This is a genomic window from Collinsella sp. zg1085 (assembly GCF_018889955.1).
Lineage (GTDB): Bacteria > Actinomycetota > Coriobacteriia > Coriobacteriales > Coriobacteriaceae > Collinsella.
Genome location: NZ_CP076545.1, coordinates 252,910 through 270,454 on the forward strand (window position 1 = coordinate 252,910; position 17,545 = coordinate 270,454).

12 protein-coding genes are annotated in these 17,545 nt (G+C 49.5%); 11 read left to right on the forward strand and 1 reads right to left on the reverse strand.

Annotation, left to right across the window (positions count from 1 at the left end):
* The first annotated feature begins 2 nt into the window (after window positions 1–2).
* Genes KPC83_RS01050 through pknB form a run of 4 tightly spaced genes read left to right on the forward strand, consistent with a single transcriptional unit; the run spans window position 3 to window position 7,098 of the window.
* Window positions 3–416: an FHA domain-containing protein gene (locus KPC83_RS01050; protein ID WP_216278752.1), complete on the forward strand. Its 414-nt coding sequence runs from the start codon at window positions 3–5 to the stop codon at window positions 414–416.
* Complete coding sequence (locus KPC83_RS01055) at window positions 413–2,296, forward strand: Stp1/IreP family PP2C-type Ser/Thr phosphatase (protein WP_253200939.1); 1,884 nt, start codon at window positions 413–415, stop codon at window positions 2,294–2,296. Before KPC83_RS01050 ends, KPC83_RS01055 begins: the two co-directional genes overlap by 4 nt.
* A complete protein-coding gene (locus KPC83_RS01060) occupies window positions 2,293–5,175 on the forward strand; it encodes an FtsW/RodA/SpoVE family cell cycle protein (RefSeq protein WP_216278753.1) in 2,883 nt (960 codons plus the stop codon). Before KPC83_RS01055 ends, KPC83_RS01060 begins: the two co-directional genes overlap by 4 nt.
* A 12-nt stretch (window positions 5,176–5,187) precedes the next feature.
* Window positions 5,188–7,098 (forward strand): Stk1 family PASTA domain-containing Ser/Thr kinase, encoded by a 1,911-nt coding sequence (gene pknB / locus KPC83_RS01065; RefSeq protein ID WP_216278754.1) that lies wholly within the window; start codon window positions 5,188–5,190, stop codon window positions 7,096–7,098.
* Window positions 7,099–8,642: 1,544 nt separating this feature from the next.
* On the opposite strand, the gene KPC83_RS01070 is transcribed toward pknB, so the two are convergent.
* Window positions 8,643–8,822 carry a hypothetical protein gene (locus KPC83_RS01070; RefSeq protein WP_216278755.1) on the reverse strand — a complete coding sequence of 60 codons (180 nt, stop codon included), beginning with the start codon at window positions 8,820–8,822 and terminating at the stop codon, window positions 8,643–8,645.
* A 240-nt stretch (window positions 8,823–9,062) separates the two neighbouring features.
* Between KPC83_RS01070 and KPC83_RS01075 the strand changes: the two genes are divergently transcribed.
* From KPC83_RS01075 to KPC83_RS01105, 7 genes are all read left to right on the forward strand, one after another.
* Window positions 9,063–10,457, forward strand: coding sequence for a hemolysin family protein (locus KPC83_RS01075; RefSeq protein WP_216278756.1), 1,395 nt, complete (start codon window positions 9,063–9,065; stop codon window positions 10,455–10,457).
* A 19-nt stretch (window positions 10,458–10,476) separates the two neighbouring features.
* Window positions 10,477–11,223, forward strand: a complete 747-nt coding sequence (locus KPC83_RS01080; RefSeq protein WP_253200941.1) for a hypothetical protein — start codon at window positions 10,477–10,479, stop codon at window positions 11,221–11,223.
* Window positions 11,224–11,313: 90 nt separating this feature from the next.
* Window positions 11,314–11,730 carry a YtxH domain-containing protein gene (locus KPC83_RS01085; RefSeq protein WP_216278758.1) on the forward strand — a complete coding sequence of 139 codons (417 nt, stop codon included), beginning with the start codon at window positions 11,314–11,316 and terminating at the stop codon, window positions 11,728–11,730.
* Window positions 11,731–11,735: 5 nt separating this feature from the next.
* Window positions 11,736–12,476: a PRC-barrel domain containing protein gene (locus tag KPC83_RS01090; protein ID WP_216278759.1), complete on the forward strand. Its 741-nt coding sequence runs from the start codon at window positions 11,736–11,738 to the stop codon at window positions 12,474–12,476.
* Between the two features lie 46 nt (window positions 12,477–12,522).
* Complete coding sequence (locus KPC83_RS01095) at window positions 12,523–13,917, forward strand: polysaccharide deacetylase family protein (RefSeq protein WP_216278761.1); 1,395 nt, start codon at window positions 12,523–12,525, stop codon at window positions 13,915–13,917.
* A 79-nt stretch (window positions 13,918–13,996) separates the two neighbouring features.
* The gene (locus KPC83_RS01100; protein ID WP_216278762.1) at window positions 13,997–15,475 is read left to right on the forward strand and encodes a polysaccharide deacetylase family protein; all 1,479 of its coding nucleotides are present in this window, start codon (window positions 13,997–13,999) and stop codon (window positions 15,473–15,475) included.
* A gap of 217 nt (window positions 15,476–15,692) precedes the next feature.
* Window positions 15,693–17,543, forward strand: coding sequence for a magnesium transporter (locus tag KPC83_RS01105; RefSeq protein WP_216278763.1), 1,851 nt, complete (start codon window positions 15,693–15,695; stop codon window positions 17,541–17,543).
* The last annotated feature ends 2 nt before the right edge of the window (window positions 17,544–17,545 follow it).

Below are 17,545 nucleotides of genomic sequence, written 5' to 3' on the forward strand. Positions count from 1 at the left end.
ACATGATTGATGTCATTCTTTTTGTGGGACGTATTCTGCTGGTAGTCCTTCTGTATGTATTTTTGTTTTCTGTTATGAAAACGGGCGTAGGACTGGTGCGGGGGCAACGCCGCGATGGCGGTATCTGGACCATTGATGTCGATAAAGGCCCGCGCGGTATTCGTGGTATCCATGTTGATATGCTCGGTCCGGTTATTGTTGGGCGCTCGCCAAGCTCAGATATTTGCATTAACGAACCCTTTGTTTCGGCTTCGCATGCACGCTTTTCGCTACAAGGCCCAGCACTCATTTTAGAAGACCTCAATTCACTCAACGGCACGCTGGTTAACGGCCGTCCCCTCGTTGAGCCTGCTGGTTTGCGCGAGGGCGATGAGGTGCAGATTGGTGATGTTGTCATGAAGGTGAATCGCCGATGACAGGCGACACATCACATATGAAACCGCGTCACATGGTAGATGAGCATGAGAATCTTGAGCTATCGTTTAATAGTTTGAGCGGCGAGAGTGGGCTAGCGCCGACAGATGAGTGGGCAGCTGAGCATCTGAGTGCCGTGGCGCTTCCTGAAGATACGGCTCATCCAGTTTGTGCTGATGATGAAACCCCGGCTGGAGTTCAGATTGCAGAGGACGCCTATAGCTCGGAGAGCTCGGAGGAGGCAGAGGGTAATCAAGTAACTGACGCGCTGGTGAGCACTGAGGAGCTAGACAACGAAGCACTAAGTGACGCGGCACTGAGCGACGAGGCACCTCTTCAAGCTGAGCACTCAAATATCCCGAGCTTTTTACAGGAAGATTATTCTGCTGCGGCGCATGCTTCAACACTACCAGCCGATGCAGCCTCTTCTGCTTTGGTTGAAAACAATCCAGCATCGTCAGTCTCAGACCCTACTGATGCCTCTGACCTACCCCTATCTGAAAGCACTACATCATCCTCACGCTCTGTTTCACCTGCCGACACCGCAGAGATTGATGTTGAAGCCGTTGAGGCGCAGCTCAAAAATCCAGGTTCAACACAAAGCTTTGAGCCAATTACCGATGACCAGCTCATCGATGCCGATTCAACCTATGATGCTGGAACCACTACCTCGCTTATGTGGGGCGCACGCTCTGATGTGGGTTGTATCCGCTCACATAATGAGGATTCATATCTCGTTCAGTCTCCACTCTTTTGCGTATGTGATGGTATGGGAGGCCATGCTGCAGGTGAGGTTGCTAGCTCAATTGCTGTGCAAACCATTGCAAAAACCGCACCACATACAGCTGATGCTGCCATGCTTGGCGCAGCTGTTGAAGCGGCAAATGCTGCCGTTATTGAGGCGGCTCGCAATGGGCGTGGTAAACCCGGCATGGGCTGCACCGCCACCACTGCCTTCTTTGAGCACGACTTAGTAGCTATAGCACATGTGGGCGACTCTCGCGCCTATTTGCTGCACGATGAAAGCCTCATTCGTATCACTAACGACCATTCCTATGTAGAAGAGCTCGTTGCTGCAGGTGAGATTACTGCAGATGAAGCGCGGGTGCATCCTAATCGTTCGGTTATTACGCGCGCGCTTGGGTCTGATCCGGCAATGTATGCCGATCATTTTCAGATTAGTATTGAGCCTGGTGACCGCCTGATTTTATGTTCGGATGGTCTTTCGAGCATGATTTCTGACGGCGAGATTGAACGTATTGCCACGCAGTCGGCTACCGCTCAAATTTGCACCGATAATCTCGTTGATGCAGCACTTGCTGCTGGTGGCGCGGACAATGTTACGGTGGTTGTTGTCGATTTAGTTGATGACGGTAGGGCAGAGGAAGCAAGCAAGCAGCGCCGCAAACGTATTATTGCAGGTGTAGCCGCCCTTGCTATATTGCTTCTCCTTGCCGCGCTTATTACGTTTTTCTCACTTAGTTCCTCAGTTTATTTAGGTGTTAAAAACGGACGTGTTGCTATTTATCATGGCGTTCCCAATGATTTTCTTGGACTGAGTTTGCACCAGCTTGAAGATGTTTCAACGGTCGAAATTGAAGATTTGCCTGAAGATACTCAGCATCGACTCATCGAAGGTATTCCTCAAGAAAGCGTTGAGAGCGCCATAGAAACGGTGTCTAAATACCGCAAGCAAATTTTTGAAGACCAAACACGCGCTGGCGAGCAAGCAGCGATGGTAAAAAACAGTGAGGCAGCTTCGTCCAATCAAACTCCTTCGAATGGTTCTGGTAATGCCAACGATGCTGCGTCTCAGCCTGCCGAGCCTGCACAAGCTCCAACAAATACTCCTGCCCCCGAAAGCTCTGGGGAGGCATCATGATAAGTCGTCGAACAACTGAGCTTTTCTTGCTGATAGCTGCTGCATTTCCTGTTGTGTTGCTCTCAGCAATGTATGTCATAACCACAGGTGGAGAGATTAGTTTTGAAACGCTCGGTGTGCCGATTGGCCTGTTTGCTGCGTTTGCAGCAGCACACCTTGCGGTTCGGTTTTTTGCCCCAGGTGCTGACCCTGCAATTTTGCCCATTGTTTTCACGCTTTCTGGAATAGGCATTACCTTTGTTACCCGTCTTAAACCTGGTCTTGCGATTGCTCAGCTGGTAATTCTGTTTGTTGCTATCGCATTGATGGTTGGCACGCTTGCGCTGGTTAAAAACCTCGACATGGTTAAACGCTATAAATATAGCTTTGGTGCGGGTGGCATCTTATTGTTGGTCTTGCCAATGTTTATTGGTACTGAAATCTATGGCTCCAAACTTTGGATTTCTATTCCAGGCGTTGGCACCATACAGCCCGGTGAGCTTGCAAAGGTTCTCATTGTTCTCTTTTTGGCGGGTTATCTTGCAGAAAACCGTGAGCTCTTATCCATTTCAAACCGCAGTATCTTAGGCATTAAAATTCCGCGCATTAAGCTGCTTGCCCCGCTCATGGTGGTATGGGGTATCTGCATGTTAGTGGTAGTTTTTGAAAAAGACTTAGGCAGCGCGTTGCTGTTTTATACCATCTTCCTTGTCATGCTCTATGTAGCTACTGGGCGCGTGGCATATATCATCATCGGTATGTTTCTGTTGATTGTTGGAGCCTTGGGCGCATACCATTTCTTGGGGCACGTGCAAATTCGCTTTAATACCTGGCTTAACCCCTTTGCCGATGCACAAAACACCGGCTACCAGCTGGTACAGTCACTTTATTCGCTCGCAGACGGTGGTCTTGTTGGTGTGGGAATTGGCAAGGGCTTAAGCACGCTCATTCCTGTTGTTGAATCAGACTTTATCTTCTCAGCTATTGCTGAGGAAACCGGTCTTTTGGGCGGCGCAGCAATTTTGTTGTTGTATATGCTTTTTGCAGTGCGTGGGCTTACAACGGCAGCGCGTGCAAAGTCTGACCTTGCTGCATTTATTGCATCTGGTTTAACGGCTGCCATCTCATTTCAGGCTTTCTTGATTGTGGGCGGTGTAACACGCCTTATTCCCTTAACCGGTGTTACCTTGCCGTTTATGAGCCAAGGCGGCTCATCACTGCTTGCGAGTTTTATTATTGTGGCGCTGCTTTTACGCGCTGGCGATGAAGCAACAGGTCGTGAGGCAGAGCTCACGGGAACCGGCGTTATTGCTGCAAGTTCTGCTGCTGATGCGCAGGGGCTCTCAGCCATTGGTACGCGCATCTTTGGGGGACGTGAACGTGCAGTTGCAGCAGGTCCTGTGCGCGTGGGCTCGCGTATGCACAAGCGACTTCTTGATACTCCTGAGTCAGGGGTACTTGGACGCGTTGCCTTGGCTAATCGTCTAACCCGTCAAGTTTTGTTGTTTACTGTGCTTTTTGCCCTGCTTATTGGCAATCTTACCTATGTCATGGTTATCAAGGCCGCCGATTATCAAGCCATGGCTGGCAATAATCACACCATCTTAAAAGCAGCTTATGTTAAGCGCGGCTCTATTATTACTTCTGATGGAGTGACGCTTGCTGAGTCAGTTCAGCAGGAGGATGGTACCTATATGCGTACACATCCCAACGGAAACCTTGCTGCTATGGCGGTAGGGTACTACTCAACGCGCTTTGGGTCAGCTGGAATCGAGGCTTCGCAAAACGAAACACTTACCGGCGCGAAAGATTATTCAAGCTGGCAAAATGCTATCAACTCACTTGCTGGTGCTACACAGCCCGGTAATTCGGTAAAGCTTACCATTGATTCTAGGATTCAAGCTGCTGCTGAGCGCATTCTTGAAGGCTATTCGGGGGCCATTGTGGTGCTTGACCCTCAAACAGGTGCTGTACTTGCTTGGGCAAGCGCGCCAACGTATAACAACGATGATATTGCAAACTCGCTTGCCGACGCTGAGGCAGGGGGCAATACCTCGTTGTTTGACCGAGCTACTAAGGCTTTGTATACCCCCGGTTCAACCTATAAGGTAATCACGCTCGCAGCGGCTCTCGATAGCGGGCATGCTAACCTTGACACGCAATACGATGCACCGGGTAGTATGGAAATTGGTGGCGCAGACGTTACCAATATCCGTTCGTCTGATTATGGACGCATTACCCTTCGCAAAGCCTTTGCCTATTCTGCAAATACGGTTTTTGGTCAGGCAGCAACCGAAGTTGGAGCAGATACGCTCGTACAATATTCTCGCGCCTTTGGGTATGGGCAAGAGCTTGGAACTGACTTCTCGGTTACGCCATCTATCATGCCTGACCCTAATCAGATGAGCACGTGGGAGCTGGCATGGGCAGGTGCCGGACAGCCCGTTGGACAAGGTCATACGCCCGGTCCGCAAACAACGGTTCTGCAAAATGCAGTTATGGCTGCCGCTATTGCACATGACGGTATTGTCATGAGTCCTTTTGTGGTGTCTCAAACTCTCTCGCCTGAGGGTACGGTGATAAAGACCACACAGCCGCGGACACTTGGACAAGCTCTAAGTGCCGAGTCGGCTGCGCAGGTTAGAGAAGGCATGCTTGCTGTTGTTGAAGAGGGTTCGGGTTCTGATGCTGCCGTTCATGGCGTGCATGTTGCCGGAAAAACCGGCACGGCAGAAACCTCTTCAACTAACGTCAACTCTGCCTTTGTGGGCTTTGCCCCTGCCGAACAACCTACCCTGGCCGTTTCGGTCATGGTTGAAAACTACGATAAACATGGTGTCTCAGCGGCAGCACTCGCATCCCGTGTTATTGCTGCTGCGCTTGAGGCTCAGGGACTGTAAGGAGCATAGACGATGACAGATCAGCACCTACTCGGGGGCCGTTATCTGCTAAAAGAGCGCGTGGGCGCAGGCGGTATGGCATCTGTGTATCGCGCGCAAGACCAAACGCTTGACCGCACGGTCGCCGTAAAAATTATGCTTCCCCAATATGCTGGCGATGCAACTTTTGCCGCTCGATTTAAGCAAGAGGCTAAGGCGGCAGCTGGTCTTTCAAGTCCCTACATTGTAGGTGTCTACGACTGGGGAAAAGATGGCGATACCTACTATATCGTCATGGAATACCTGCGCGGAACCGACCTTAAAAGTGGCGTTCGGAGTCATGGGGCGCTTGACCCACAAAAGGTTGCGCAAATTGGTTCGCAGATTTGTAGTGCATTATCAGTAGCACATCGTCATGAAATTATTCATCGTGACATTAAGCCGCAAAATATTATGGTGCTTGCCGACGGCAACATTAAGGTCATGGACTTTGGTATTGCTCGCGCTAAGAATAGTCATCTCACACAAGATAACAATGTGTTGGGTACCGCACATTACGTTTCTCCTGAACAAACACGCGGTCAAGAGCTCGACGTTACCTCAGATATTTACTCGCTTGGCGTGGTGATGTATGAATGCGTGACGGGCAAGGTTCCATTTGATGGCGATGATGCTATTTCGGTTGCGTTGAAACAGGTAAATGAGTTGCCAACGCCGCCTAGTCAAGTCAATCCACGTGTAGACATCCAGCTTGAGCGTATTATCTTGAAGTGCATGGAAAAAGACCCGGCTAAGCGCTTCCAATCAGCAGATGAGCTGCGCGAGGTGCTGAATGCCTATATTGCTGGTCGCGTGATAGATATTGCAGAGCCGACGCGCGTTATTGAGCCACGTGCTGCAACCACAACTATTATGGGTCAGCAAACACAGCAAATTATTCGTCCAAGCGTTGCTGATAGCACAGTTCAGCGCAAAAATATTGCCCCGACTTCTTACTATACCGATGACAATGACGAACCTGCAGGTATGGGTAAGGGCAAGGTGGTAGCAGCTGTTATTGGCGTGCTTGCGGTAATCGGAATTGCTATTGCGATTGCCTTGAGTTTTATGGGCGGCAATGCGCAGGTATCAATCCCCAATGTTATGGGCATGACTGAAGAAAAAGCGACCGAAGCACTTGAAGGTGTAGGTCTTGTTGCAAGCGTTGAGCAGCAATATTCAAGCGAAGAAGATAAGGGAACAGTTATCGAACAAACGCCCAAGGGCGGCGCTACCGCAAATAAGGGTTCAAAGGTGACCATAGTAGTGTCGCAAGGTGCTGAGCCGGTTAAATCGGTCAAGGTTCCCAGTCTTAATGGGCTGACAGCCGAAGCCGCTGATCAGGCACTTGTTGCAGCAGGATTAAAAGGCCGCATGATTGAAGAAGTTAACGATGAGGTAGAAGCCGGTACGGTTTTTTGGCAGGGTGTCGATGCTGGTTCAAAGGTTGATGAAGGCAGCGAAATTGAATACAAGGTTGCCAAGCAGTCCGAGGCAGTAAGCGTTCCTGGGGTTTTGGGCAAGAGCTTTAGTGAAGCGTCAAATACCTTGTCAGAGGCTGGTTTTGAGGTTGTTGACGGCGGTTCTGAATATTCCAACATCTATGTTGCAGGGCAAGTTATGAAGCAAAGTGTTACGGGAACCGCGCGTAAAGGCACGGCAGTTGAGCTTGTTGTTTCCAAAGGACCACAAGACACCAGCATTGATGTTGACCAGATTGGTTTGCGCGGCATGAGCCAAGCAGATGCCGAGAGTGCGCTTGCCGAGGCGGGTTTGCGATATGACAGTACGCGCACGCATACCAGTAGCACAGTGCCACGCGGGCAGGTTATTAGCTATTCACCTGGCGGAAAGCAGAAGCAGGGGACGACGATTTTCCTTACCATCTCAACAGGGGATGAGTAGGCTTACGTTACCAGAAGGAAGTTGAGGCTAAGAAAGCTTGTTGGGTGGCAGAGTCTTTTCGCTTTGTCAGTTTGACGAGTGAATTGCAGGCGTATGGGGTGGCATAGTCTTTTCACGGGAACTGCGCTTCGCGAAAGTTCCCTTAGAAAAGCTATGCCACCATTATGCTGTAGCTCAGCTATTCCAAGTTCACAGGTCAGTTTGCTCTCACTTTGCAGACAGCTTTTCATTGCATCTCAACAGAACGAATGATTGCATTCTACGAACGTGCTTCGCAGAATTCTCCGAACGCAATACCTTGGTCTTACGTCTGTCTTTCGTGCTTTCTAAAATATCAAATCAAGAAAAGAGTAGTTCACAAACACTTTTCCTGAAAAAGCAGCTCATTTCTCTCCTGTGCGGACAGATTTCAAAACACCACCAACTTGGAATAGCAGTTTTGACAGAAATGGGCAATGTGGCAGTAAAACCTGACAAAAAGGGGCAATCTGGCAATAAACCCCCTATGGAACGAAAGCCTGCACCTCATTTACCTGCAGGTTTACAAAATAATGAATAACCCACGGGGGTTCTACACTGCCAAATTGCCCGTTTCTGTCAAAAGAGGGTTGGGCTGGTAGTACCAGTCATAGAAAACCGCGTACCGAAAAACTTAACTTCTGAGTGTTCGTAGCTCAACTTCCAGCATAAGTCGCAGCTGAAACTTCAGCAAACGTACTTAACTTGACGCCGCACACTACCCTCAACCTGTGCATCGACGAAAACAAATGTACCTGAGAATCAAACAACATCTCTGACCTGTGCTTTGGCAAAAGTGACTAATTTGACGCAAAAATCTGTCATTTTGACTAATTTGGCGTAAAGCGACAGCTGTAGTTTTACTCGTAGCTAATCTACCTGCAGTTTTGCTAACTAAATACTAACCCGCTGGGTTATAGAGAGTACTTTTTCGTCATTTTTGCCAAAACGACAGGTGTAACTTATCGATACAGTAAGAGCGCCAGTATCTGAGGCAGTGCAATAGTGTTGCTATTGCCTTCTGCGATGTAATGTTGGTGCGTTATTTCAACGTGCGGCGGCTCACTATTGGTGTGCTACGGTAATGTTTCGACTGAATGGGAGGCTGCAGGAATTCGTGGAGCAAACAGTGTTCCTACGAAATTGCAAAAACGTAGAGGTTCTGGAAGTTAATCAATCTAGTGTACGGTTTTTCAGTCATACCCTGAGTATAGGGGGTCTGTACAAACAACTTTTTCGGCGTTTCCGCAGGAAAGACGCTTTACTTTACTAGAGTGTACTTGACCCTAGTCAAGAAATTCGTACACTAGGTCCATTTGCTCTGTAATCGAGGGCTCACGTGTGAGAAATGCTACTTCTTGCGAGAGGCAAGTGCCAAAAATGCTACTTGTATATGGATTCACATGTAAGAATTCTGCTAGTTGAGGGGGTTTCGCGTCAGGAATGCTGCCTGTTGAGATGGTTTCACGCCAGAACCACTGCCCGTAAAAGAACCCAGACGCCAGAAATGATGCCCACTGGAGGACTCAAGCGTCAAAACCACTTCCCATTGAAGACCTTAGGCGCAAGAAATACATCGCGAAGCCGCATATTTCCAAAGACCCGCTCAGCTCTTGCTTGATAGCCGTACCGCCACAAGCGCCATAAACAGCAAAAGCTAAATCTCCGCCTGCGCGTCCAACCGCAATCCACTCCGTATAGAGCACAAGCGCAGCCTTCTTTTTATTCCCATGCATATCGTGCTATAGTATGGCAACCCAATTCAGGAGGATGCAGCACCGGTATGCCCGACACAAGTGACAGTTCCAGGCCCATAGTGGCCATTTCTGTTACCCATTTTGCTGGTGAGCATATGTATGCGCGGTCGTTGGCGCGCGCCAAGAGGGACTATACCTTAGAACTCCATATGATTTTTAATATGACCTGGGAGGTTTGAGTACGTCTGTATGGACATATTCATTGCAATTTCGGTAACTCTATTGTTAACCCTGCTCAATGGTTACTTTTCAATGAGTGAGATGGCTCTCACAACTGCCAAGCGAACAACGCTTGAGCAAGACGTTGAAGAAGGTGATGTTCGAGCTGCTATTGCGCTTGAGCTCGCCAGCAATTCAACAGATTTTTTGGCAACCATTCAGGTGGCTATTACGCTAGTAGGGTTTTTCTCGGCAACGGTTTCGTCAAGCACACTTTCGCAGCCTCTTGCTGCATGGCTTTCAAGCTTTGACATTGAGGTACTTACGTCCGCGGCTCCGTTTGCTGCGCCTATTTTCATTACATTAGTAGTTTCGTTTTTATCCATCGTTATTGGTGAGCTGGTGCCCAAGCGCATCGGCCTTGCCGACGCAACGAGTACAGCAAAGTCAGTAGCAGGCACTATTGCAACGTTTCGCCGACTTGCGCGCCCACTTGTCTGGCTTACCCAGGCAAGTGCAAATGGTCTATCAGCGTTGTTTGGCATTAAGAGTGCCGATGACCGCCAAAACATTTCTGAAGAGGAAATTAAATACATTATTAGCGAGCAGGATAGCTTGCTTGAAGAGGAGAAACGCATTATCCATGAGGTCTTTGACCTAGGGGATGCAGTGGCACGTGAGGTGATGATTCCACGCGTCGATGTCACCATGGTGGCAGATGATATGCCGGTGGTTGATGTGCTTGACCTTATGCTGTCTACCGGCTTTAGTCGGTTGCCAATCTATCACGATGATACCGACCAAATTGTAGGAATTGCCCACATCAAGGACTTAGTTAAGCTCACGCGCGACGCCGCGCACAACCACGAACCCGTTGGTCGGCATATCCGCGATGCCATGTTTGTGCCGGATACCAAAGATATCCTGCCGCTTTTATCCGAGATGCAAACAGCGCATGAACAAATCGTGGTGGTTGTTGATGAGTATGGTGGCACGGCAGGGATTATTACTATTGAAGACATCGTTGAAGAAATTGTTGGTGAGATTGAAGACGAGTTTGACCCTGATAATAAGTACCTCACGCGTCTTTCCCGACGTGAATGGCTCGTTGATGGCCGCCTAAGCTGCGATGATGCCATCGATTTAGGTTGGCCGCTTGAAGAAAGTGATGACTTTGAAACAATTGCCGGCTGGATTTTAGAGCTCTCAGATTCTGTCCCTGACCCAGGAGAGATATTTGTGGTTGAGGGCTATAAATTCAAAGTTCAGTCTATGCGGGGTCAGCGTATTTCGCTGATTCGCGTGACAGCTCCCGAAGATATGGCGCTTCGAGAGCCTGCTGCCAACGATGCAGGTAGTGATGGTATCATCAAAGCCAGCGTATCTGCGTCTGTTGATGAGGCAGCCGCTTCGCCACGTGCCTGAGCAAACCGAAAGGATGACCATGGCTGGATTGTTTAACATCATGAAGATTTCCATTGGGCCGCGTAAACTAACAGCCCGTGTACTTATAAATCCTGGTATGCCTACGCGCACTTCTGAAGACATTGAGGCCACGGCGCGCGTTTACTATTTGGCACCAGCTATTGCAGAGCACAGCTGCCTAGGCGATACCGGCGAACACTTTCAGGACTGCATGGCTGATACCGAGCTTGCCCATCTACTTGAACACCTGAGCGTTGAGCTCATGAACCAAACAGGTCTTGCTGGTCAGGTGGTATCGGGGCGCACCAGCCCAGTGGTTGCAGATGAGCGTCTCTTTGACATTGGCCTTTCGTGCCCCGACGATGTGCTAACGGTGGGGGCACTATCATCGGCGGTGTTCATGATGGAGTGGGCATTTCTTCATGGCGAGGCTCCTGCTCCTGATGTTCCAAAGACAGTTGAAGCGTTAACAAATCTTGTGCGGAGCCTGCGCGGTGAGAATTCATCCGATACGTCATCTGATACTGATGAGGCACAAAGCGAACGTGAATCAAATGAACCGGTACAAGATGAATCAGCTGCACAGACTGATGGAACAAGTGTGGCACAGCTTGAAGACGCGCATATGGCTGGGCTTGCAGCTGCAGAGTATGATGAGCAAGCACTTGATGCCGCAGAGCCGGTAGTTGCACAGCTTGATGAACAAGCGCTTGACGCTGCAGTACCTGCAACACCGGAATTTCATGACGGGGAAGAAAACCTATAGGAGGCGCGGAAGCTACGTCTTGCGTCGCGATTTTTGAACAGCGGGTATAATGAATACTCCATCGTTGATGTCTTGCATAGGAGGACACTTATGAGTAAGGGTTTTGGTTTTTTTGCAGGAGCCGCATTAGGAGCCTTGGCAGGTACCGTCATTGGCATTCTTGTGGCACCGCGTCCTGGCTCTGAAACTCGTGCAATGGCTGCTGATATAGCAAACGATGCTTGGGATTCGGCGCGTGACATGTACGAGCAGGGTGTTGATACGGCGCGTGCTGCAGCAAATGATTTTGCTCCTATTGTCGATGCAAAAACCGATGAACTGCGTGCAAAGGTTGACCTAGCACGCGATCGCATGGATCAGCTGCGCGAGCAGTTAAATGATGCCATTAACGCAAGCGGCGTTACGCCAGCTGCTGATGTTGTAGTTGAGGCGCATGTCGAAAATACCGGAGATGCTCAGGAAGAGAATCAGGCATCTGAGGCAGGCGCTGCAAACACTGAGGCCTAAGCTTCATGCGTGTACAAGACTTTCAAGGAACAAAACTATATCGAGCACTTCGCAAAACATCAGGTCATGCTGATGAAGCGGAACAGCGCATTAAGAAGTTAGGTAAAATTCATCATCCAGTTTTTTCGCCTGACGGGCGAAAGCTCGTGGGCTTTATGGTGAGCCTTCCCGATATTGTAGGCATGTTTAAGCAGGCAGACCGTTTTGTTGCCTTTGATGCGGTACAAGTTATTGAGGGTAGCCTAGTTGTGTCTGATAAAAAGGATTCCTACGATACTCTTGCAGCTCAGCGCTTAGGCGTTGACTTAGAGACATGTATTATCTGGACAGGTATGGACGTAGTCACCGAGAGTGGGCGTACGCTTGGCTATTGTGCCGATGCGGACTGTCATCCAAAAACCGGCGCGGTGAACTTTTTTGCCATAACAGCAAGTGCAGCATCTTCTGCTTTAATTGGTAACCTTGAGATGCCGGCGAGCTATCTTAAAGGCTATCGTTCAAGGTACATGATTGTGTCAGACAAAGCACAAGACCTTGAGTTTTCGGGTGGAGCTGCCGCTGTTGCCGCCGCTGCAAGTACACGTGTTTCAGCTGAGGTTAAAAAAGGAGCAGCTGCACTTGATGAACATGGTTCACGTGCGCTTGATGAGGGAAGCAAGGCGTTGGGCAAACAACTTGGACGCGCAAAAGGCATGTTTGGCGCATTTGTAAGCGAGTACAAACAGGCATCAAAATCGTCCGAGTAGGGCGTGGCTTTCTGGCAATAGTTTTGGCGGGCTTTGAGGAGCAGCTGTGTCACCTTACACGACATCCTATACCAATAAGCGACGTCCGCGCTTGAGACCAGCTCGCACTCGAAGTCTTGAGTTGCCAGCCACTAAACGCCGCCATCAGCGCAAACCGGGCGAGCGTTATATCACGCGCGGGCTCACCAAAAAGCGTAGCACGCACAGGGGATTTCGTCGAAATGAGCGCAAGCCCTATGCCATCATTGCGGTGCTCTGCGCGTTTCTTATCTTTGTGGCAAGTGTTGTATGGTATGCAAATCGTGGTGTGACTATCACCTTAAACGGTAATGACACAACGGTGCGCCTGCATTCCACCATTGAGCGCATTGTTGAAGATAAAAAGCTCAAGCTTAAGCCGGGTCGCTTGCTAGCGGTTGATGATGCCGTGCTCAGCAAAGGCGGAGGCGAGCCGTATCATGTTACGCTCAATAAAAAAGAACTTACTGTGCAGGAAGCCGCAAAACTTGAGTTAAACGGTGGCGAGGAGCTTGAGATACAGCAGGGCCATGACACCTATGAGCCGCATCAAGTACAGGCAACTGAGCTTAAGCCAAGCATCTCAATGGAGGGCAAAGGCGCAATACAATATGTTGCAACATGGGGCGTGTCAGGTCGGCATGAGGTGTGGATAGGCGAGACCTCGGGAAAAACGCAAGACCGCGGCGTAGTTCAGGAGCCGGTTCATGCTGTCATTAAGGCCACAAGTGTTAACCCTAAAAAAGGTAAGAAGCTAATAGCGCTCACCTTTGATGAAGGTCCAAGTATTGGAACAGCAGACATTGTGCGCATCTTGGCAGATAAAGGTGCAAAAGGAACCTTCTTTTTACAGGGAAGTGCTGTGGGTAGCAATTTAAGTGCAGTACAAAGCATCTTGTCAGGCAATAATCAGTTAGGTTCAAACGCTCAAGATGATGTTGACCTTACCAAGCTGGGTTATGACGACCTGAGAGCCCAGCTCAGCCAGGGTTTTGCAGCCATTCAAAAGGCAGGCGGGGGTACCGTGAGCCTTTTGAGACCGCCTTCAGGTTTGTATACCGTAGAAACTTGGGCTCAAAGCATGGACCTTGTGCAAGCAGTGGTGACGTGGAATCTTGATTCGGGCGATTGGATGCTCAAAGGCGCCGATACTGTTGTATCAACCGTTGTTGAGGCGAGTTCCAACGGAAACATTGTTCTTTTAACTGATAATGTAGCTACAACGCAGCAAACCGCTGCTGCCCTTCCGCATATCATTGACCAGCTCAAAGCAGCAGGGTATGAGCTGGTTACTTTGTCAGAGCTTATTGAAAGTGACGAGGACCTATCACGCGAATTAAAGCTCGGACAGGCTCATATGCCTGACGGTGCAAGCCTGCCTGAGGTGACAAAAGCGTCAGAGAGTACATCAGCTGTTGAATAATACTATCTATTCTCTAGTATGAGCCTTGTTATGCACTGTATCGGGTTTTGCCGGATTGAATAGAGATAGAGCTGGTCACATGGACAAAAATATTAAGATAGGAAAGGCGAGCAAGCTCCATTTTGGAAAAGGAATGCTTGGCTCAGGACCGCATCCTCATAAACGGCTCGACACCAGCAAGCTTTCGCAAGGTTTATCTGGTGGCGCGCATATGCGTCCAGCAGATGAGGCTCCAAACACCGGAGCACAAGCCCCGATTGCACACACGCAACACGCGCCGTCCCCATCAATTGCAGGTGTGAAGCGCGTTGTAGCTTCGCGTCCTAAAAACTATATGCCTGAGTCTGGTATGAGCCAGGGGGCTACGCGCGTGGTGGCTATCATTGCGTTTGTGGCTATGGCAGTTATTATTGGTGTCTTTTGCTGGTGGATGTTCTGGAGAGATGTTACGTTTACCATCAATGAACAGCAGCTTTCTGCTCGTGTAGGCACACCCTTGGCCGATATTATTAAAGAGCATGATAATTTTGGTGCGAAGCCCGGCCGCTTGCTTTCTGTAGGTGGCACGGTGCTTGACGAGGCAGGTGGCTCTCTCTATACCGTTAATGTGGGCAAAGAAGATATGCCTGCGTCTAAACTTGGTTCGCTCAAAATTGCTGACAACATGAAGGCAACTGTTGCTAATGGCATAGATACAACCGAGGAGCACGACGAAGAAGAGGTGCTGATTCCGCCTGCGGTTGAGATGCAGCGCGGCGGAGCCGTTCAGTTTGTTTCGCAGTGGGGTAAGTCTGGCAAGAAGTTAGTGTGGACGGGCAAAACTTCAGGTGAGAAGGTTGACCATGAAACGGTTGAAGACCCGCAAACCATGGTAATTAGCTCAAAGAACCTCATACCTGCCGAGGACGGCAAAAAGTACATGGCGCTTACCTTTGATGATGGACCGAGTAAATTTACGCCTGCCATCTTAGATATTCTGAAAGAAAAGGGAGTTAAAGCCACGTTCTTTGAGCTGGGAACCAATATTACAACCTATGCTAAATACAGTAAGCGCGTGCTTGATGAGGGGCATCAGCTTGCTAGCCACTCAAATGTGCATGCATACTTACCTAAGCTCGATAAGACTGCCATGCGCGAAGACCTAACGGCTGCATTTACTGCGCTCAAAGAGGCAACAGGCCTTGAGACTCAGATGTTTCGTGCGCCATATGGTGCCTTTGATACCAACAGTTGGCTTAAAACCTATGATTTAGTGAGCTCTAATGTGCTGTGGAATATCGATACGCTCGATTGGAAGCGCCCCGGTGCTGCTGCTATTACGCGAGCTGTTGTTAACGGCGCACAAAACGGTGCTATTGTGCTCATGCATGATGGTGGTGGCGACCGTAGCCAAGACGTAGAAGCGCTACCGGGCATCATTGATCAGCTCAAGGCGGCGGGCTATGAACTCGTAACTGTTGAAGAGCTTATGAAGCTTGACAAAAGCCTGCCCGAAGACGTTATTGCGTCAAAGATTAAGCTGCCAGCAGGTGTTGTTATTCCGGAAGATATACCATAGAAGCATGTGCTTATAAAAGCTTTCGACAAACACCGTCAATCGATGGTATAGTGAGGAGCGCTTGCGGAGCAATCTGCAGGCGCTCTTATTGGGCTACCAGAAAGGTTATTGTGAAACACAAACCCCGACCACAGAGTTTGTAGCCCTAGCGAGTGCTCTTTTGGAGACGCGCTGGGGTTGGCGCGTAAACCTCCCGATTCGTTCGAGAAGGAGCACGATGAATTATTTTTCAGAACTGCTTGGTATAGCCGTTATCGACTCAACCGATGAGTCTATTGGCGTTGTAAACGATTTAGGCATCGCTACCGGCGAGCTTTTTCCTCATGTAACATCATTGGCTTTTCAGGGGCCGGGCAAAACGCCGTTTATGATTAGCTGGCGCAAGTACGTCGATCATGTGTCAGACGAGGGTGTATACCTTAATTGCCCTGCTACCGATATTCGTTTTTCATATTTGCAGCCTGATGAGGTCTTGCTTGCCCGCGATATTTTGAACAAGCAAATTGTTGACACGCAAGGCCTTAAGGTGGTGCGTGTAAATGATATTAAAATGTCGAGTAGTGGTGAAAACCAGCTGCGTTTGCTCGGTGCTGAAGTGGGTCCACGCGGGCTTTTGCGTGCGCTTCACCCTATGCTTGAGCGCGTAGTGGCGCGTGTTGCAAAAGCGCTCAGGCATCCGCTCAATGATGAGCTTATTGCCTGGAGCTATATGGACTTGCTTGAGCGGAGTACCAAGCAGATTAAGCTGTCGGTTTCGCACAAAACGCTGGGCGAATTGCATCCAGCAGACGTAGCAGACATTATTGAAAAACTGGACCCGCGCCTTCGGGGACAGGTCTTTAACCAGCTCGATGTTGCTCAGGCTGCCGAGGCTATCTCAGAGTTTGATGATGACGAGCTGAGAAGCGAGATGTTTGAGGGCTTGTCGGATAAAGAGGCATCATCGCTTTTGGCTTTGATGGACCCTGATGACGCGGCTGAGCTTTTGGACGAGCTCGATTATGCAAAGGCAGAAAAGCTTTTGCGCCTGATGGGTGTGCAAGAAGAAAAAGCTATTCGTACGCTTTTGGGCTATGCTGAGGATACCGCTGGTCGTATTATGACCTCGGAGTTTGTTGCACTGCCAGCAACCGATACGGTAGCTGATGCGATTGAAGCCATTCGGCAGCTCGATGATGATTTTGAGAGTGTCTATTATGTATATACTACCGACCCCGGTGGCGGTATAACTGGCGTATTGACTTTAAAAACCTTGCTGATTGCCGAGCACACCGAGCGTTTGCGCGACCTCTCGTATAAAGATGTTGTGTGGGTAAGCCCTGATGTAGACCAAGAGGAAGTTGCCGAGGAAATGGCTAAATATGACCTCGCGGCTATTCCGGTCTGCGACGAGGACCGTCATATTTTGGGCATCGTAACGGTTGATGACGCAATGGACGTAATGATTGAGGAGCACGCCGAAGACCTGCAGATTGCAGGTGTCGTTGCAGGCGATAACACCACAGGTGAGACATCGCATGCTATTACCTGGTTTGCGCAGCGCCAGTATTGGCTGGTAGTTTGGGCGGTCGCGTCGGCAGGTATCGCATCGGTTTTGATGGCGGCATACCCTTCTGAGCTGCTCTTTATATATCCAATGACGTTTATGCCCGTCTGTTTGTTGGGCGCTATGCGCATGGTGTCGTTTGTGAAAAACTATTTTTTGGAGTACGACCAGCGCGATGACGAGCCGCGGCCATATGTTAGTTTCTTTGTACAAAATACGCTTATGGGCTTAGCGCTGGCTGGCATAATTTATTTGTGCGGCGAGCTGGTGGCATCGGCGGCGTTTCATCAAGCAACAAGCTTGGCAGCTCAGGCATTTCGCTGGTCATGTCTTGTTGCGGCAGGAGTTACCGCCTTGTCGTTTATGTCATCGGTCATTTATCTGCGGGTGTTGTTCTGGCGCGATGAACACGATAAAAATACTACCGGTACGGCACTTTCAGCTACGGCAACATTTAGTGCGACCTTGGCGTATTCAATCCTTTCAAGCTGCGCGATTGTGGCATTAATCTCAAATATGTAGGG